Origin of the sequence: Alteromonas sp. 1_MG-2023 (genome assembly GCF_030547075.1) — a bacterium.
Taxonomy (GTDB): domain Bacteria; phylum Pseudomonadota; class Gammaproteobacteria; order Enterobacterales; family Alteromonadaceae; genus Alteromonas.
Map to the genome: position 1 here is coordinate 16,337 of NZ_JAUOQH010000001.1, position 19,300 is coordinate 35,636.

General features: G+C 44.2%; 15 protein-coding genes. 2 read left to right on the forward strand and 13 right to left on the reverse strand.

Going from position 1 to position 19,300, the window contains the following annotated elements:
- Positions 1 to 118: 118 nt before the first annotated feature.
- The gene (locus tag Q4561_RS00045) at positions 119 to 352 is read left to right on the forward strand and encodes a hypothetical protein (protein WP_303456311.1); all 234 of its coding nucleotides are present in this window, start codon (positions 119 to 121) and stop codon (positions 350 to 352) included.
- A gap of 118 nt (positions 353 to 470) precedes the next feature.
- Here Q4561_RS00045 and Q4561_RS00050 read toward each other — a convergent pair whose 3' ends face one another.
- Positions 471 to 2,438: a cation:proton antiporter gene (locus Q4561_RS00050; protein ID WP_303456313.1), complete on the reverse strand. Its 1,968-nt coding sequence runs from the start codon at positions 2,436 to 2,438 to the stop codon at positions 471 to 473.
- Between the two features lie 265 nt (positions 2,439 to 2,703).
- On the opposite strand from Q4561_RS00050, the gene Q4561_RS00055 reads away from it, so the two are divergent.
- The gene (locus Q4561_RS00055) at positions 2,704 to 3,603 is read left to right on the forward strand and encodes a GGDEF domain-containing protein (protein ID WP_303456317.1); all 900 of its coding nucleotides are present in this window, start codon (positions 2,704 to 2,706) and stop codon (positions 3,601 to 3,603) included.
- 183 nt (positions 3,604 to 3,786) lie between these two features.
- On the opposite strand, the gene tilS is transcribed toward Q4561_RS00055, so the two are convergent.
- From tilS to Q4561_RS00115, 12 genes are all read right to left on the reverse strand, one after another.
- Positions 3,787 to 5,100: a tRNA lysidine(34) synthetase TilS gene (tilS, locus tag Q4561_RS00060; protein WP_303456320.1), complete on the reverse strand. Its 1,314-nt coding sequence runs from the start codon at positions 5,098 to 5,100 to the stop codon at positions 3,787 to 3,789.
- 69 nt (positions 5,101 to 5,169) lie between these two features.
- A complete protein-coding gene (accA, locus tag Q4561_RS00065) occupies positions 5,170 to 6,126 on the reverse strand; it encodes an acetyl-CoA carboxylase carboxyl transferase subunit alpha (protein WP_303456325.1) in 957 nt (318 codons plus the stop codon).
- A 68-nt stretch (positions 6,127 to 6,194) separates the two neighbouring features.
- Complete coding sequence (gene dnaE, locus Q4561_RS00070) at positions 6,195 to 9,659, reverse strand: DNA polymerase III subunit alpha (protein ID WP_303456328.1); 3,465 nt, start codon at positions 9,657 to 9,659, stop codon at positions 6,195 to 6,197.
- A 2-nt stretch (positions 9,660 to 9,661) separates the two neighbouring features.
- Complete coding sequence (rnhB, locus tag Q4561_RS00075; RefSeq protein ID WP_303456331.1) at positions 9,662 to 10,237, reverse strand: ribonuclease HII; 576 nt, start codon at positions 10,235 to 10,237, stop codon at positions 9,662 to 9,664.
- Positions 10,230 to 11,378 (reverse strand): lipid-A-disaccharide synthase, encoded by a 1,149-nt coding sequence (gene lpxB / locus Q4561_RS00080; RefSeq protein WP_303456334.1) that lies wholly within the window; start codon positions 11,376 to 11,378, stop codon positions 10,230 to 10,232. The genes rnhB and lpxB overlap by 8 nt, the downstream gene beginning before the upstream one ends.
- A gap of 15 nt (positions 11,379 to 11,393) precedes the next feature.
- A complete protein-coding gene (gene lpxA, locus Q4561_RS00085; protein WP_303456336.1) occupies positions 11,394 to 12,164 on the reverse strand; it encodes an acyl-ACP--UDP-N-acetylglucosamine O-acyltransferase in 771 nt (256 codons plus the stop codon).
- 1 nt (position 12,165) lies between these two features.
- On the reverse strand, positions 12,166 to 12,615 hold the full coding sequence (fabZ, locus tag Q4561_RS00090; RefSeq protein WP_303456338.1) for a 3-hydroxyacyl-ACP dehydratase FabZ: 450 nt from the start codon (positions 12,613 to 12,615) through the stop codon (positions 12,166 to 12,168).
- 174 nt (positions 12,616 to 12,789) lie between these two features.
- Complete coding sequence (locus tag Q4561_RS00095; protein ID WP_303456340.1) at positions 12,790 to 13,305, reverse strand: OmpH family outer membrane protein; 516 nt, start codon at positions 13,303 to 13,305, stop codon at positions 12,790 to 12,792.
- 56 nt (positions 13,306 to 13,361) lie between these two features.
- Positions 13,362 to 15,839, reverse strand: coding sequence for an outer membrane protein assembly factor BamA (bamA, locus tag Q4561_RS00100; RefSeq protein WP_303456343.1), 2,478 nt, complete (start codon positions 15,837 to 15,839; stop codon positions 13,362 to 13,364).
- Positions 15,840 to 15,897: 58 nt separating this feature from the next.
- Positions 15,898 to 17,250: a sigma E protease regulator RseP gene (gene rseP, locus Q4561_RS00105; protein WP_303456345.1), complete on the reverse strand. Its 1,353-nt coding sequence runs from the start codon at positions 17,248 to 17,250 to the stop codon at positions 15,898 to 15,900.
- Positions 17,244 to 18,431, reverse strand: a complete 1,188-nt coding sequence (gene ispC / locus Q4561_RS00110) for a 1-deoxy-D-xylulose-5-phosphate reductoisomerase (protein WP_303456347.1) — start codon at positions 18,429 to 18,431, stop codon at positions 17,244 to 17,246. The genes rseP and ispC overlap by 7 nt, the downstream gene beginning before the upstream one ends.
- Entirely contained in the window at positions 18,431 to 19,294 is an 864-nt protein-coding gene (locus Q4561_RS00115) for a phosphatidate cytidylyltransferase (protein ID WP_303456349.1), read from the reverse strand. Before Q4561_RS00115 ends, ispC begins: the two co-directional genes overlap by 1 nt.
- Between the last annotated feature and the right edge of the window lie 6 nt (positions 19,295 to 19,300).

Genomic DNA, 19,300 nt, shown 5'->3' on the forward strand with positions numbered 1-19,300 from the left:
TAACGAAAAAAGCGTGTTTAGCGTAGTCGCTTTGTAAGCTTAGTTTGTAGGAAAGAACTCCGTTTTTCACCTACACTGAGTCCAAAGTAAATTAAATATAAATTAAAGGGAAAGTACCATGAATCTGACCGCTATTTTTATTGTTGCTATTATCGCTTGGGCTATTGTGAGCATCACTGGTTCATTTAAGGCTAAAAAATCAAACAAAGCGTCAGACAAAGCAGCAGAAGCCTATCAATCAGAAATTGCTGAACTCAAAGAACGTGTTTCGGTGCTTGAAAAAATTGTAACCGATGAAAAATACGATCTGAAAAAGCAGTTTGCTGACTTGGAAAAAGACAGAGTTGCATAAGCTTCTTTGTTGAACATATTTGTTAAACTTATTTCTTAAACGCTATTGCCGGTGCTTTTGAAAGCAAGTGCATGCTTTAGCCCGTTATTAATAACGGGCTAAAGCAGCTTATTAACGGCTAGCTGCCTTCCAGTAATTTTCTCTCTGCGCGTTCTACGCGCCGAGGTTTGCCGGCAATAACCAGTACATCGTGGGGTTGTAAAACAGCTTCATGGTCTGGATCTTTCACTTCGGTGCCATTTCTTCTTAGGCCCCGCACACTCACTCGCATTCGCGCAAAGTCGATATCTTTAATTTTCTTACCCATACAAGCTGCGTGCTCTGAAAGTACCACGGCATGAATAAATTCCAATTTATCCTCTGTGCCATAGCTAATTTCTGTGGTTTCCCCAGGGTAGAACCCGTGCAAGTGGTCGTAACGCCCTTTTCGTTCTGCTCGTACACGCTTTAAAATTCGCGACATGGGCACACCGGCGTAATGCAGTACTTGAGAAATCAGCATCAAGCTGCCTTCTTGTAATTCGGGCACTACCTGATTTGCCCCCGCAGAATATAAACCATCTAACTGATAGTCTCGCTTAGTTCGCACCATAACATCAGCGGTGTTGTCTATTTGATGGGTGCCACTAATAACCTGTTTTGCTTTACCTGGCTGATCGAAGGTCACCAAGATTAGTTTGGCTTTTTCAACATTGGCGCTACTAAGAATATCTTTTTGACTGGCATCGCCAAACAGTACTGGCTCACCAGCATTCCTACTTTCGTGCACGCGAACGGGGTCCATATCAATGGCAATAAATGCAATACCTTCCATTTTTAGCATGCGAGCCACCGACTGACCTACCCTGCCAAAGCCACAAATCACTACGTGATTGGTCAAGTCGTTATCTACTATTAAGGTATTGTGCGCATTATCTTCACTTTTACTGGCCACAATTCGTTTAGCAAACTTAAGGCTGTTATCCATTAACCAGGGCGTTAATGCCATACTCAATACGCCCATACTGACAATGAGAGAAGATTGTTGGGTAGTTAACACGCCATAAGTTGTAGCCAAAGCAGCAATAACAAAACTAAACTCGCCTATTTGACAAAGTTTAATGCCTGCAGACCACGCATCTAGGGGATGAGACTTCACAAAAGAAGCAGCAATTCTTACCATGATAATTTTAACAACCATTAGCCCAACTACGCCCAACACAATTGTGAGTAGGTTGCTCCACAACACATTGATATCGAGCTGCATGCCGACGGTGACAAAAAACAATCCCATTAAAATATCGCGAAAGGGACGAATATCTGCCTCTAGCTGATATTTATACTGGCTTTCCCCTAGCATCATTCCGGCAAGAAAAGCCCCTAGCGCCATAGACAGTCCAAAGTAATAGGTAAGGCCACCCGCCAACAGTGCAATTAAAATTGTGGTTAATACGAAGAGCTCATCGGTGCGAGTTTTAGCAACTTCCCTAAAAACCCAAGGCAACACCCACTTACCTACCGACATTAAGAACGCGATGACAAATATACCTTTTAGCAAAGCCTCGCCTAAGGCAAATGCAATGCTGACCTCGCCGCTTTGAGCAAGCAAGGGAATAGCAATGAGGAATGGAACAACGGCAAGGTCTTGAAATAGCAGAATACTCACAGCCAGCTGGGTTCTTCTGTTATTGAGAATACCCATTTCAGTTGCTTGTTTGATGACTATAGCCGTAGAGCTAAGCGCCAGCGCTCCACCAATAATAATGGAAGCACTTATAGGTAACCCGAATAAATAAGGAATGCTGGTAAATACAGCAGTAGTAAGTAACATTTGGCCAATACCCACACCAAAAACCAGGGCGCGCATGGCGACTAATTTTGGTAGGGAAAATTCAAGCCCTAGTGAAAAGAGCAAAAAAACGATGCCGGTTTCAGCAAGCAAGTGCATTTCTTCAGGGTGAGCAAACAGCGCAAGAAGTTGAGGGCCTGCTAATACACCTGCAAACAAATAGGCCAAAATTGGCGGTAGATGAATACGCTTGAACACAGCAACACTACAAACAGCAATAAACATCAACGCAATTACGTTCAAAAAACCGGCACCCACTCTACGTCTCCTTACCGTTAATTTGAGGTTTCAATATCTTAAATTGATTATAAATATTGCTTACCTAATTCAAAATACTTCCAGTACATCAGAGCATTACTTCACCGCCATTTCTACCGCATTCAAAATAGCTTGGGTATTGCGCTTCGATTGCCTTACTTGGCATCAAGCTTGCTACCACCTACTTACAAATTAGCATAAGCGGCAATTTTTGACACTTTTCTACTTATGCGTATTTAACTCGTATTGCTAAAGGGGCATTTCCGTGGATTTCTCTACTACTATCTACGATAGCACACAACATGAAAATTTTTATCTTCCTGCTAGCACGGGTCAGGCATTATCTGCCAGCGAAATAACCAGCTTTATTAGCGAGATTTTATCTACGCTAGAATTGGAGAAATTGGGTGAAATATACTTTCGTCAGTTGAACGGTTTTTTCCCAACATCAGGTTTTAGCTTATCGGATATTGACACCCGCTGGGTATATGGAAATGCCACATTAACATCAACGCTCGTGACTTTACCCTTGTCGGGCGCTGAATCTCAGGATGGAAAACCTGTCACTGCGCATTATTATTTTACCGTACCTCTGGCGTTATCAGAGCGAAATGCACTTGAGCAACTTCATATGCTTTTTGCTAAACAAGTTGTTCAAGCCCAATCCTTCTCTCGTTTACACCGAATGACGACAAAAGATGTGCTAACTGGCTTGGGCAACCGTTCTGGCTTCGATCAAGCTCTTGTGCGCCAGTTAGGATGGGCTCAGCGCCACGAAGAAGGCTTTTCCCTATTGGTCATCGACTTGGACAACTTTAAGTCCGTTAATGATACTCACGGGCATCGTGAGGGCGATAATGTGCTTGTACATGTAGCAACACAGCTACAACAAGTATTAAGAGACGAAGACGAGGCGTTTCGATTTGGTGGCGATGAGTTTTGCTGTATTTTAGACTGCCAAACTCAGCAACAACTTGAATGTGCTGCATCGCGTATTCAATTAAGTATTAATCAGTCGAGTTACTTAAGACGTATGAATGTATCGTGCAGTTTAGGTGGCGCTATTTATCGTGAAGGCGATGATATAGGCAAGCTTTTCGACCGCGCTGACGCGGCATTGTACAAAGTTAAGCAGTCAGGAAAGAATAGCTATTTAGCAGCCTGATCTAGGCCTTCTGATTTTGACGTTTTGATTTCGACCTTTCAATTTCGATTTTTGTATCTAACGTCACAGATGCTTTTTGGCATGGTTGCAGGCTTATTACCGTGCCTATGCCCACTGGCAAATATTTGCCGACTCTGCCCCATTCTTACTCAATAAGTTATACTTTAGTCTAGCCGTTCAAGCCTATTCAGTACTTACAAGCTCAAGAGTCACGTTGGAAGGCAAAGTATTTAAGGCCACTATGTTCTGATTTACTATCAAGGCAACAGCCACGTCATCTAAAAACAGTATTGGCACTTCGGCTCTTTCCCATGTTGGAATCTTCCATTGCTTAAACCAATCTTTAAGTAATTTAGAAATTTGCGCACCTTGTGGTTTTACACGAAGCCCAGACACGCCGGTTTTAATCGTAAATGACAGCAAACCTTCGGTAGTTACTCTTAGCGTTAACGGCTCATTTAACCAAAACAATTCAGTATCAGCGTTATTGTTTACATTGATGTTTTTGGGAATGAAAATAGTCCGCTTCGGCAACCAATAAAGGTAGCCATTAAACCTTGCTACCTTTCCCCACGAAAACGACACTTCAGGCGTAGCATCTTGTTTCGCCAATAGCATATTTTCTATTTGCGCTAATTGCGCTTGAGAGGGAAGCAACACCGATTGTTTTGTAAACCATTGGCGCAATACGGCTCGTTGCCAGTTTTTAGACAAGGTAAGCAGCTCAGCGCCTTTTAACTGAGTATCTGTCACTAAGCACTGACAAAGATATATTTCAGCTTGCTCTGTTACTAAGGCCGTTTGCTCGGCACATAGCTGGGCACTTCTTAGTGCAGTTTTTGACAGTTGAGGCCATCGCTCAGATAACGCAGGGATAATTTGATTGCGAAGAAAATTACGATCGTAGCGATCATCGGCATTTGACTCATCGTTGACCCACTGTAAATCAAGGCGATTCGCGGCATCAACAATATCGCTTTTTTGAAGTGCTAACATGGGACGAAGGGTAAGTACCCCATTTCGCCAATGTTGCGCTCCCATGCCTGACAGCCCTTGTGGCCCCGCACCGCGCTTTAACTGTAACAGTACGGTTTCCAGCTGATCTTCAGCATGTTGACCTAAAAGAAGCACGCCATTGTTTGCATGGCAAAACTCATGTAGCACCTTATAGCGGGCATCTCTGGCTTCAGCTTCAAGGCTCTTACGAGCGCCATCATTTACGGCAACGTGATAATGGTTAAGCGGAATGGTTAATTTATCGCATTCAGATTGGCAATGGCGTAGCCACGTATCGGCATTGTCGCTCAATCCATGGTGTACATGAACGGCGTGGACAGCCGTAGAAGTTTGCTCGCGAAAGCTGTGCAAAGCATGTAGCAATAATGAGGAGTCCACCCCTCCGCTGTAAGCAACAACGAGAAGAGGTGGCGCTTCAAATGATGTGTTAGCAAGTGCGGTAGTGATAAACTCACAGATGTGATTTACAATCTCACTCACTTGCTATGCCCATTCGATATACTCACTGTACTAGTTTCTTCTAGCTTTCTGCTAGCTTTCTGCGTTTACCTAGCAGTAGCCGAAAGACATAAGACGTTGATAACGTTCTTCCATCAAGTCAGTCGTGTCTAAAGTTTTAAGTTGGCTTAGCTGCTGTTTAAGTACCGCTTTTAAGTTCGCAGCCATGCTAGTGTGGTCACGATGAGCGCCACCTAGTGGCTCTTCAACAATACTATTTATAAGCCCAAGCTCTTTAATCTGACCTGCACTTACGCCCATTGCTTCTGCGGCTAATGGTGCTTTTTCTGCACTTTTCCACAAAATAGACGCACAACCTTCCGGGGAAATAACCGAATAAGTTGAGTATTGCAGCATGTTCACCCGGTCGCCGACACCAATCGCAAGTGCGCCACCTGAACCACCTTCACCAATAACGGTACAAATGATTGGCACCGTAAGTTCAGCCATTTCAAACAAATTTTTCGCAATGGCTTCACTTTGTCCGCGCTCTTCCGCGCCAACACCTGGGTAAGCCCCTGGGGTATCGATGAAGGTAATAATTGGCAAATTAAAACGCTCTGCCATTTTCATCAAACGTAGTGCTTTGCGATAACCTTCAGGTTTAGGCATACCAAAGTTACGCTTAATTTTTTCGTTAGTGTCGCGCCCTTTTTGATGGCCGATTACCATTACAGGCTGGCCATCTAGCATAGCTGGGCCACCAAGAATGGCTTTATCATCAGCAAAAGCTCTATCGCCTGCCAACTCGTCAAAGTCAGTAAAAATACGCGGGATGTAGTCTAGCGTATAAGGGCGCATAGGGTGACGAGCAAGTTGCGAAACTTGCCATGCGCCTAAGTCAGAAAAAATCTTTTTTGTTAGCTCTGCGCTTTTACCACGCAGCTTGTTGATATCTTCTTCAATACCAACATCGAATTCACCGCCTTGATTCACTAACCTAAGCTCTTCAATTTTTGCTTCTAATTCGGCTATCGGCTGTTCAAAGTCCAAAAACTGTATACTCATTGTATGTCCTATTCTTACTGCGCTTGTCTATGCCAACGCGAGATAGTCAATCTATCGAACTCTACCCATTAATGGTAGAGGATTGAAACGGCTTTTTCTCCCAAACATTGTTTGAGATCGTGCAAAAGTTGATCTTCTGGTGTAACAAACCACCGTGCACCACACGTAATCAGTGCTTCTGCATCAGGATGGGTTACTAATAAATGCACCGGGCAACTTCCGCCTTTAAAGGCCTGCAAGATAGATTGCATTTGATTAATCTTTTTCGGTTCAAGCAACTGGGTTTCAACATTTAACGCCAATGCTCTCGCGTTTTTCTCCCGTGCCTGAACAATGTCCATTACATCACGGGCGGTGATTGTATTGCCCCCAGAGAAATCATCAAAGCTGACCTGTCCCTTTATGAGCAATATTCTGTCAGTTTCTAGCATAGATTCATACTGTTCGAAGGTATCAGGGAAAAAACGAGCGTCTATTCGCGCACTTTTATCATCCAGTGTGACAATGGCCCAACGTCTTCCTCGCTTATTGGTCATTACCCTAACCCCAAGCACTAAGCCAACAGCATTGGCCATTTGTTCTTTGCCTGTGGGTTTTAAGTCAACCAACCTTCCATCAGTGTAATGCCTAATTTCTTCTACGTACTGATTTATAGGGTGCCCTGTTAGGTATAAACCTAAGGTATCTTTTTCACCTTCCAACCATACTTTCTCTGGCCATAGCGGAACATCGGCAAAAGCTTGCTCTACTTCATCAGGCTCAGTCGTCAGCAATCCGAACATGTCCGACTGCCCAAACGATTCGGCTTTAGCGTGCTGCCCAGCCGCTGCGATAGCATCGGGTAATGATGCCATGAGTGCAGCCCTGTGAGGCCCTAAATTATCTAACGCGCCGGCAAGTACTAGTTTTTCCAGCACCCGTTTATTAACACGCTTAATATCAATTTTTGCACAAAAATCGAATAAATCTTTAAACGCACCTTGGTTTTCTCTGGCTTCGATAATGGCTTCAATGGGGCCTTCACCTACCCCTTTAATAGCGCCAATGCCGTAAACAATTCTGCCTTTTTCATCGACGGTGAACTTATGCTTACCGGCATTTAAGTCTGGGGGTAATAACTCAAGACCCATTCGACTACATTCATCAACCAAGGTAACGATTTTATCGGTATTATCCATATCGGCCGACATTACCGCCGCCATGAATTCAGCAGGATAATGGGCTTTTAACCATAAGGTTTGATAAGACACCAGGGCGTAAGCAGCAGAGTGAGATTTGTTAAACCCGTAGCCTGCGAATTTTTCTACCAAGTCAAAGATTTTCATCGCCAAATCTGGGTCGATATTATTGTTCTTCGACCCTTCAGCGAACGCACCACGCTGCTTAGCCATTTCTTCTGGCTTTTTCTTACCCATAGCACGACGTAACAAATCGGCGCCACCTAGGGAATAGCCCGCCATTTCCTGTGCAATCTGCATTACCTGTTCTTGGTACAAGATAATGCCGTAAGTAGGCTCTAGAATTTCTTGCAAGCATTCGTGCTGGTATTCAGCATCGGGATAAGAAATAGCTTCTCGGCCGTGCTTACGGTCGATAAAGTTATCAACCATGCCCGACTGCAAAGGACCCGGTCTAAATAAAGCTACCAATGCAATGATATCTTCAAAGCTATCCGGTTTAAGGCGTTTTATTAGCTCTTTCATGCCTCGGGATTCCAGCTGGAATACCGCGGTAGTTTCTGCATTTAATAGGGTTCTAAAGCTCTTTGAATCCACTAAAGGAATAGAGGTGATATCAATATCGATACCCTTCCCTTCCTTCACCATATCTATGGCCCACTGAATAATGGTAAGGGTACGGAGCCCAAGGAAATCGAACTTAACCAGCCCAGCGGTTTCAACATCGTTTTTATCAAACTGAGTAACGGGGTTTTTTCCCTCATCGTCGCAGTAAAGGGGCGCAAAATCGGTAATGGTGGTAGGGGCTATCACTACACCACCAGCATGTTTACCTGCATTTCGCGTTACCCCTTCTAAAATACGCGCCATATCGATAAGGTCTTTAACCTCTTCGTCTTGATCGTACACTTCAGGTAAACGAGGCTCGGCGGCAAACGCTTTTTCAAGGGTCATGCCTGGGTCTGGTGGAATAAGCTTTGAGATACGATCGACAAAACCGTAGGGGTGGCCTAATACACGCCCCACATCCCGAACCACGGCTTTAGCCGCCATCGTACCAAAAGTAATAATCTGCGATACCGCCTGACGACCATAAAGCTCGGCCACATGGTCGATAACTTCATCTCGTCTATCCATACAGAAATCGACATCGAAATCCGGCATTGATACCCGTTCAGGGTTAAGGAATCGTTCGAAGAGCAGGTCGAACTCAAGCGGGTCGAGGTCGGTAATATCTAATGCGTAAGCCACTAGCGAGCCCGCACCAGAACCACGACCTGGTCCTACTGGAATGTTGTTATCTTTACTCCACTGAATGAACTCCATTACGATAAGGAAGTAACCAGGGAAACCCATTTGGTTGATTACTTCTAACTCGATACGGAGTCTGTCGTCGTATTCGGGGCGTTTTTCTGCACGTACTTGTTCATCAGGAAACAGAAACGCTAAACGGCGTTCAAGCCCTTCTTCGGACACTTTTACCAAGAAATCTTCTGTGGTCATGCCGCCAGTAGGAAACTGGGGCAAAAAGTACTCGTCTAATCGAACAGTAACGTTACATCGCTTAGCGATTTCAACCGTATTTTCAATGGCCTCAGGAATATCACTGAATAGCTCAACCATTTCTTCGCTGGTACGAAGGTACTGCTGGTCGCTGTATCGTTTAGGTCTACGGGAATCATCTAGGGTGTAGCCATCATGAATACACACCCTTATTTCGTGCGCGTCGTAACCTTCTTTATTAATGAAGCACACTTCATTGGTTGCCACTACAGGCAAACCTTCCCGTTCGGCACATTCTACTGCACGGTGTAAGTAATCTTCTTCCCCAGGGCGACCGGTACGAATTAGCTCAAGATAAAATCGGTCTGGAAAATGGGTTTGATAAAAAGCTAGCGATTCTGCTAGCAAACCGGTGTTGTTTTTAGTCAGGGCTACGCCTACATCCCCTAGCTGAGCACCGGAGAGTATGATGACGCCTTCTGCATGTTCAATAAGCCACTCTTGATCGATAACCGCTCTATGCGCAACGTGACCTCGCAAATAGGCCTTAGAAATAAGAACCGTAATGTTCTTATAGCCTTCGTTATTCATGGCGAGCAAGGTAAGACGGAAAGGCTCATCACCGAAGGCTTCATTGGTCACCCAGAAATCGGTACCAATAATAGGCTTAATACCAAGCCCATGAGCGTTGGAATAAAACTTCACCAAACCACACATATTCATTTGGTCGGTAATTGCCACAGCCGGCATATTGTACTCAGACACTTTGCTAAGTATGGGCTTAACCTTATTAAGCCCATCCATCATGGAATAATCGCTGTGTACGCGTAAATGAATAAAAGGCGAGGACATAATTATTGAATCTCTTGTAGTAGTGCCTTAACTGGTTTAAAGCTTTTGCGATAACCGTCAATCACGCCATGGGTGGCGAGTGCTTCAAAGTGCGCTTTAGTAGGGTAGCCTTTATGGCCAGCAAAACCATACTCAGGATGTAATTCATCAAGTGCCAGCATATCGTTATCACGTTCTACTTTGGCGATGATGGAAGCGGCAGAAATTTCAGCGTGTAAGCTATCGCCTTTGACCACAGCTTCTGCAGCATGAGGCCAATCAGGCAAACGGTTGCCATCAACACGAACAAAGTCTGGCGTTACCGCTAAGCCTTCGACAGCGCGCTTCATGGCTAACATGGTAGCATGGAGAATATTAAGGGTGTCGATTTCTTCTGGTGTGGCGCGCCCGATGTGCCAATAAAGCGCTTTCGCTTTTATTTCAGCGGCTAACGCAATGCGCTTTTTTTCACTGAGCTTTTTAGAGTCGGTTAACCCTACTATGGGGTTGGCAGGGTCGAGTATAACGGCGGCGGTTACCACATCCCCAACAAGGGGGCCTCTACCAACTTCATCTACGCCGGCTATTAACTTATGCAAACAATTCCTCCACTACAGCTTGTGCTGCTGTTTTATCAGCATTGCATTTTAGCGTATGGTGGAGGTCGGTGAAACGGGAAATTAAGTCAGTGTTGTCACTGTCGAAATAGGCAAGGGATTGCTGGCTTAATGTATCTGGATTTACGTCTTCTTGAAGCAGCTCTGGTACTAACGCTTCATTAGCCAATAAATTGGGTAAGGCGAAAAAAGGCGCCTTATACAAACGCTGCATTATTTTATAGGTTATTGGCGAGAGCTTATACGCCACTACCATGGGCCGTTTACACAGCATAGCTTCTAATGTAGCCGTACCTGAGGCGAGCAATATAACATCGCTGGCAATCATAGCGTCGCGAGACGTCCCCTCAGTAACGTGAATAGGCAGCCTTTTACTGGCATTATTAGCCTCTTTCAACATACCATTAATTTGCTCAAGCCGATGCGTATTGGCAGCGGGAATAACAAACTCAATATCGGGTCTCTGGGAGGCTATTTTTTCCATTGTCTCGATAAAAATAGGGAGAAGTGTTTCTACTTCACCACGGCGAGAGCCTGGCAAAACAGCTAAAACCGACTTATCGATGGGCAAATTAAGAGCTTCGCGAGAGGCGTGCTGATCTGGTGTAAGCGCAATGCTATCTGCCATAGTATGACCAACAAAGGTATAGGGTACATCGTACTTATCATAAACTTGCTGCTCGAAGGGAAACAAACCGAGTACACGGCCTGCGGCCTTGGCAATCTTATGAACACGCTTTTCACGCCACGCCCAAATAGTAGGGCTGACGTAATGGATGGTTTTAACACCCTTCGCTTTAAGTTCTTTTTCTACCCGCAGGTTAAAATCAGGGGCGTCTATACCAACAAAAATGTCTGGCGGGTTATCAGAAAAATGCGCGAGCAGCGCTTTTTTGACTTTTAAAATAGCGGGTAGATGGGACAGTACTTCAACTAACCCCATTACAGATAAGGTTTCCATATCAAATAAGCTATGAAAACCTTGAGCCTGCATGTTAGGCCCGCCTATCCCTTCAATAATTGCATCAGGGTATAGGCGTTTTAATTCGCCAACCATACCGGCAGCGAGTACATCACCTGATGGCTCGCCTGCCACCATTGCAATACGCAAAGGTTTACTCATTATCGCGGGCTCATGTTATCTAATGATGCCGCGCTCTGCGTTCTTTAAGAACTCAGTCATCAGGGCAACAGCATCAAAACTTGCTTCTTGCGAAGAAAGAATCTCTACGGCTTCAGCCACGGTATTACCTTCACGGTAAATGACTTTATAGGCGCGTTTAATGGCCATTATTTCATCTTTACTGAAACCACGACGACGCAAACCTTCGGAGTTAATACCCTGAGGAATATTTTTTGTGCCGCTAACCATCACAAAAGGAGGCGTATCGCGAAGAATAATACCACCAGCACCTAAGAACGCATGTGCACCTACTTTACAAAATTGGTGAATGCCAACCGCACCGCCCACAATAACGAAATCATCGATGTGAACATGCCCAGCAACGGCTACATTATTAGCTAAAATAATGTCATTGCCTAACACGCAATCATGGGCAATGTGTGAATTCACCATAAATAAGCATCGTGAACCAATAATAGTTTCACTGTTATCTTGAATGGTGCCACGATGCACAGTCACGCCTTCACGAAATTCGTTGTCATCACCAATAATTAAATTTGTGGGTTCACCAGCATATTTTTTATCTTGGCAATCTTCACCAATTGATGAAAATTGATAGAAGGTATTATTCTTGCCAATGCGGGTGGTGCCGCGAACAACCACATGAGACTTCAATACACAGCCATCGCCAATCGTCACATCATCATCAATCACACAAAATGGACCAATAGTGACGTTTTCGCCAATAGATGCTTTATCTGAAATTACCGCAGTAGGATGGATCACGTTAGGTCATCTCTCTCATTGCACACATAAACTCTGCAACACATACATTTTCGCCATCAACAGTTGCAACGCCTTTAAACTTCCAGATGCCGCGTCTTTCTTTTACTAAAGCGATGTCGAATTCTAATCTATCACCAGGGACGACTGGACGTTTAAATCGTGCGTTGTCAATTCCTGCATATAAATACAATTTATCACTTTTACCCATGGTCTTAAAACCAAGAACGCCAGCAGCCTGTGCCATCGCCTCTAAAATAAGTACACCTGGAAAAATAGGACGGCCTGGGAAGTGCCCGGTAAAGCAAGGCTCGTTAAAAGTGATATTTTTATATGCTTTAATTGATTCACCCAGAACGTAGTCTGTTACTCGATCAACCAACAGGAACGGGTATCTGTGTGGTAGTAACGACAGAATTTCCTGGATTTCTATGGTATTGAGTGAAGTGGTCAAAAACTATCTCCTATAGTGCAAGCATGACCTTAAAACGGTTTCATGGTCACAAGCTCGCCGTAAATTACTAAAACGGCGGCAACCATACGCTGTTAAGCGCAAAAAACAAATCAGACCAACCCCTTTCGGGCGTTGGTCTGATAAAATTAGCGATAAACAACCAGCATTAATGCCTTAGTTTACTTTGCTAACCTGTTCTAATACTTGCTCTGACATGTCGTATTGTTCTTTTACGAAAGGCGTAGCCGTTGCGTTAAGTACAATGTCATAACCTTGTTTAGCCGCAACTGAGTCAATTGCTTGCTTGATAAGGCCAAATAATTTGTTTTGTTCTTCGTTGCTACGACGTTGAATATTTTGCTTAAGCGGTTGCGCTTTTTCAGCCAACTCTTCACGTACAGCCAACATTTTTTGCTCAAGATCTTTCTTTTCTTGTGCACTCATTGTTGCTGCATCACGTTGTAGACGTTCTGCGAAGAACTGACCATCACGTTGAAGTTGATTAACTTCTTCGATGCGGTCTTTAAACTCCATCTGAATGGCGTTTTGGATTTCAGCAGCCTGAGGCATAGCTTGAAAAATGCCTTGAACGTCAACAACAGCAATTTTTTGCTCTGCCATTACTGAAGTACTAACTAGTGCGCTACCAAGCATTGCACCTGCAACAATATGTTTAACCAACTGTTTCAAAAGGAACTCCTTTTATCCATCTTTTTATCTGGGTGCCAAAGGCCCCGTTTAATATTTTAGAATGTCTGACCGATATTAAAGGTGAAGAATTTAGCATCATCACCATCACGTTCTTGAATAGCTCTTGAGAAGCTAAATACCATCGGTCCCATTGGTGAAATCCATTGTACCGAAATACCAGCGGAACTACGATACAGTGTCCAGTCAGAATAGTCCATTAGGGTACCATACTGAGTGCTAGACTGATCAAAGTCTTTATACTGGTCATAGTCGAACTCAGTATCCCATACGTTACCCACATCCACAAATAGACTAGTTCGTACCGAATTATCCATATCTGCTTCAACAAATGGTGTAGGTACGATTAACTCGATACCACCTAACGCCATGGCGTTACCACCTAAGCTTCGGCTAGATAATGTAATAAAGTCATCGCTAGGATCTGTAGGGTATACTTCGCCATCAGGGCCAGTTAATGAGCCGCTTGCAGAACGAATAATACCACGTGGGCCTACCGTGTTGTTTTCGAATCCACGTAGTGAATCTGAACCACCTGCGGTGAAGTTTTCAGTAAATGGCAATATTTGCTCGTTACCATCTACATCACTGTAACCGTTACCATAACCCATTCTAATTCGAGCTAATACTGACCAACGCTGGTTTCTTGTAAGTGGGAAATACCACTTACCGTCAAACAAGGTTTTAAAGTAATTCACATCTGAATTAGGTGTAGTAATACTGAATGATGCACGCTGCGATGAACCGGCCGTAGGGAATAAACCACGGTTTAGTGTACTGCGACTCCAGCTTACGCTGGCTAGGTAGCTATGGTACTTAATAGGTGCATCAGGATCGTCGCCATCAAGGAACTGGTTATAAAACTGTTCCGTTTGCTCATAATAACCACGGTTATAAAGCTCAACGTTGCTATAGGTTAACCCGAAGTTGATTCGGTTAAATTCATTTATTGGATAACCAATATTCGCGCCAACAGACCACTGTTTAGAGTTGTACTGGATAACGTTAAAGTCTGAACCATCAAACTCACTGTAACCTAGCGTGCCACCTAAGCTGATACCATCTATGGTGAAATATGGATCATTATAGGTAATTTGCGCCGAGCGTTGGTAAGACACCGTGCTTAAGTTTAAGCCCACCCGCTTACCAGTACCCAAGAAGTTATCTTGTTGAATACCCGCTTGAAGGCTTAACTTCGTTTGGTCACCATAACCGATGCCTGCGTTAAATGAACCTGAAGGTTGCTCTTTAACGTTGAAGTTAACGTCTACCTGATCGTCTTGGCCTGGAATTCGGATAGTTTCAAACTCAACCTCTTCCATATAAGTAAGACGTGACAACTGGTTCTTAGACGACTCAAGTAAGTTATTAGATAACCACGTGCCTTCCATTTGACTCACGTTTTGTCGCAACACGTTATCAGCAGTAACTACGTTACCGTTAAATTTAATGCGCTTAACATAAATACGTTTGCCTGGGTCTACTGATAAAGTCAGCTTAACTGTTTTATCTTCGTCGTTGATGCTAGGCACCGTAGTAACCGATGGGTAAGCATAACCAAACCGACCAAGATACTTGCTGATAAATTCTTCCGTGTAGGTCACTTCCGCTTGGTTATAAAGCTCACCAGGCGTAAGGGGTAATACACGTTCAATGTATTCTTCATGACCAAGTACGTCGCCCACCAATTCCACTTCAGAAATAGTATATTGCTCGCCTTCACTCACGTTCATAGCAACGTAAATGCCCGATTTTTCTGGGGTCATTGATACTTGCGTTGAATCAACGTTAAAACGAAGGTAACCGCGGTCTAAGTAATGGTTGCGAAGAGATTCCATATCACCTTGCAACGTTTGTTGCTGGTAGCGAGTTTCTGATAAGAAATCCCACCATGGTGTATCGAACTGAAGCTCAAACTGATCCATTAACTCGGCATCAGTAAAAATTTCGTTTCCAACAATGTTGATTTGTTGGATTTTCGCCGCATCGCCTTCTTCGAAAAGCAATTTTAAATCAACACGATTTCGAGGCAGCGGGGTAATAATCGCGGTAACGTCAGCGTTATATTTACCAATACTGTAAAAGAAATCTTTTAGGCCATTCTCAATTGACGTTAGAACGGTCTTATCCAAAGGCTCACCTAATCGTACGCCATTGCCGTCTAAGCTTTCTTGGAGTTGCTCATCTTTAATATCATCGTTGCCCTCAAAAATAATGTTACTTATTGTGGGACGTTCGGCTACGCGTACTACCAATGTGTTGCCGTCACGCAAAATTTCGACATTCTCGAAATGCGTTGAAGAGTACAGAGAACGAATAAGCTGTGTTACCCGAAAGGTATTTAGCTCATCACCAACCTGAACTGGCAAATAGGTTAAGGCTGCACCTAGTGCTACTCGCTGTAGACCTTCTACTCGAATGTCTTCTACAACGAATTCACTATTCTGCGCCGCAGCATTGGCAAAGCTAGCACTGGAAAAAATGGCTCCGGCTGCTACTAACTGTTTTAACTTCATCTATTTTTCTTTTCCTGGCCGCGTTTTATGTTAGCTGTTTTATGTTTCCTGACTTTCATCAGGCTATGCGAGCAATATCGTTCATAATAGCGATACCCATTATCATAAACAGAAGCACGCCACCGATTCTGTAACCCCACTCCTGTACCGCGTCAGGCACAGGCTTGCCGGTAAGCCATTCCACAATGTAAAACATTAGGTGACCACCATCTAGCATTGGCAAGGGTAGTAAATTAATTATGCCTAAACTCACACTAATTAAGGCAAGAAAGCTCAAAAAGTAAGCCAAGCCGTATCCGGCACTGGTTCCAGCTCCTTGAGCAATGGATATAGGCCCGCTTAAATTTTTCACCGATACATCACCGGTGAATAATTTGCCTATCATATCAACACTGAGTGTCATTAAGCGCCACGTTTTATCTAACGCTCTTCCAACGGCCTCTACTATGCCATATTGATGAGTAAACACATACCCTTCAGGCCAAGGTTCAAACGTTGGACTTACCCCTAAATACCCAGTTTGGCCCTCTGGTGTATCGCGGCGCGCTATCGTTGCACGCAGTTGCTGGGGTTGTCCATCCCTTTCAATCGACAATTCAACCGATTCACCAGGGCTTTCAACAATCACATCAACTAAGGCCTCCCAAGTGGTTAATTCATCGCCATTTAATGCGAGTAATTTATCACCTGTTTGCAACCCAGCCTCTTGCGCTGCACTGCCCTCCCCAACAAAACCAACCTCTAGCGTTGGATTTGGTCGAAAAGGGGTTATTCCAAGACTGCTTAAAGGAGACTCGTTATCAGAGTCAAAGTTCCAACCTTTAATTGTAAATGTTACTTCTTTCTCTTTTTTGTCTTGGGTTAAAACGGTAATTAGCGCAGATTCTTGTCCAACATGAGACACCATTTCAAGGTTCACTGCTTCCCAATCTGGGGTGCTGCGACTTCCCACTTTAATCACTTCATCGCCCTGATTAATTCCAGCCTGAGCCGCAATACTTTCAGGTTCAATGCTTCCGATAACCGGCTTCACTGTTTGAAGGCCAACTAAGTACATTAGCCACAAGGCAAACACGGCGAAAATAAAATTTACCGCAGGGCCTGCAAAAATAATGGCCATTCGCTGTAGCACTGGCTTATGGTTAAAGGCTTTATGTTCTAATTCTGGCGGCACATCATCTATACGCCCATCCAGCATGCGCACATAACCACCGAGGGGGATCATGGCAATGACATATTCGGTACCAGCTTTACTGGTTTTGCGCCAAAGAGGCTTACCAAATCCAATAGAAAAACGCTCAACTTGCACACCACAGCGACGGGCTATATAAAAATGGCCCCACTCATGGACAGCCACTAATATCCCGAGCGTTACGATGAATGCACCTAAGCTCCATAAAAATCCTAACACGTGAACTTACCTCTAATGACTTGGTCTGCAACCGCACGAGCCGCAGTATCCTGTTCAAGGATTTGTTGGATAGATGAAACAGTTACTGGTTCCATTTTGTTTAAGGTTTCTTCATTAACGGTCGCTATATCCGTGAATCCTATTCTGCCCTCCAGAAAAGAGGCAACCGCTATTTCATTAGCCGCATTTAAACGGGTGGTAGCTGCCTGCCCTTCTCTACATGCATCAATGGCGAGTTTTAAATTTGGATAGCGCGTGAAACATGGGGTTTCAAAGCTGAAATTGGCCATGTCAGAAAAGTCCAATGGCTTCACCCCAGCATCAATACGAGATGGGTAGGCAAGACCATAAGCAATGGGGGTACGCATATCTGGGTTACCCAATTGGGCAATAACCGAGCCGTCTACATACTGCACCATTGAATGGATAAAACTTTGTGGGTGGACCACCACTTGAATGTCGTCTGGTGATGCACCAAATAACCAACAGGCCTCGATAAACTCAAGCCCTTTGTTCATCATAGTGGCAGAATCTATGGTGATTTTTCGCCCCATAGACCAATTAGGATGGCTACTCGCTTCATCAATCGTAATAGCATTGAAGGAACTTAATTCGCGTTCTCTGAAAGGGCCACCTGAGCCCGTTAGCAGTATTTTACTAATACCCGCTTTTTCCAATTCCCCATACTCGTAACCTTGAGGGAGACATTGAAAAATAGCGTTATGCTCACTATCGATAGGTAAAATTTCAGCACCGCTTTGTGTTGCAGCATCAATAAATAAAGCCCCAGACATCACTAGCGCTTCTTTGTTAGCTAACAATACCTTTTTACCCGCTTTAACTGCCGCTAACGTAGGAAGCAATCCTGCCGCCCCCACTATGGCCGCCATCACAGTATCGACTTCGGCTGCACAAGACACGTCTTCTAAAGCTTTAGCGCCACAGAGTATTTCGGCGGTAATGTTATATTCTGTCGCTAATGTACAAGCGTCTTTATAACGGGATTCATCGGCCACTACTACAAATCGAGGAGAGCACTTCTGCGCCTGCTGCATGAGTAATTCAAGCTGACCATTGCCGGTAATGGCAAAGGTGCGGTATTTTTCAGGATGGCGATTAATAACATCGAGGGTATTGCAACCGATAGAGCCGGTTGCCCCTAAAACAGTAACGGTTTGCATCACGCCATCCACGTTACATAACAGAATGCAAAGACTGGGAATGCAGCGGTTAAGCTGTCTATTCTGTCGAGAACCCCACCGTGCCCAGGCAAGATTTTTCCACTGTCTTTTATGCCAGCGCAACGTTTTAGCATACTTTCATTAAGGTCACCCAACGCCGAAACGGCCACGGTAATACCACCAATAATGAGATGTAACCAAATGCGTGAAGGCTCTACTTGGTAGTGCAATGCAGCAAAAGCAATAATAGCTAATGAGGCAGCAATGCCACCCAAAAGACCTTCTAAACTTTTACCAGGCGATACATTAGGGCGCAGCTTATGACGGCCAAATTTAACCCCCACGAAGAAAGCGCCAATATCAGCAGCCCATACAATACCTAACACGTAAAAGATGAGTGATGCGCCATAAAAGGGGTCTACATCATGCAAACTAGTACGAAGGGCAATAACGGCAACCCAAGTTGGGATTAAGGTCAGCAATCCGAACACGGTACGTACACTGCGGCTTTCACGCCAAAACTTAGTATATTTTGGATAGGCCAATACCATAAAGAGTGACACTATCCACCACACTACCGCGATGCCTAATATCCCGTGATATAAATCATGGAGTTGGCCCTGATACCAAATAACACTGGTATCAACAATAAGAGATAAGCTGATGCAGATAGCGAAAGCTGCTGCCATAAAAAGTATTTTTTTAGGTCGCTCACAAATTCCGGACATATTCGCCCATTCGTAAGCCCCTATGGCAACCACACCAGAGATAGCAATTTCAAACCAGAAGATAGGCAGAAACAGTATGGAAAATAGCGCCAACGGCGCGAGAATTAACGCTGTTATTATTCTTTGTTTTAGCATAATTGG

What these genes read in the sequence shown, in the direction of transcription:
- lpxB (WP_303456334.1), bottom strand. Translation starts at nt 11,378, where the DNA reads ATGAGTAAACCTTTGCGTATTGCAATGGTGGCAGGCGAGCCATCAGGT.
- dnaE (WP_303456328.1), bottom strand. Translation starts at nt 9,659, where the DNA reads ATGTCCTCGCCTTTTATTCATTTACGCGTACACAGCGATTATTCCATG.
- ispC (WP_303456347.1), bottom strand. Translation starts at nt 18,431, where the DNA reads ATGCAAACCGTTACTGTTTTAGGGGCAACCGGCTCTATCGGTTGCAAT.
- Q4561_RS00045 (WP_303456311.1), top strand. Translation starts at nt 119, where the DNA reads ATGAATCTGACCGCTATTTTTATTGTTGCTATTATCGCTTGGGCTATT.
- Q4561_RS00115 (WP_303456349.1), bottom strand. Translation starts at nt 19,294, where the DNA reads ATGCTAAAACAAAGAATAATAACAGCGTTAATTCTCGCGCCGTTGGCG.
- accA (WP_303456325.1), bottom strand. Translation starts at nt 6,126, where the DNA reads ATGAGTATACAGTTTTTGGACTTTGAACAGCCGATAGCCGAATTAGAA.
- bamA (WP_303456343.1), bottom strand. Translation starts at nt 15,839, where the DNA reads ATGAAGTTAAAACAGTTAGTAGCAGCCGGAGCCATTTTTTCCAGTGCT.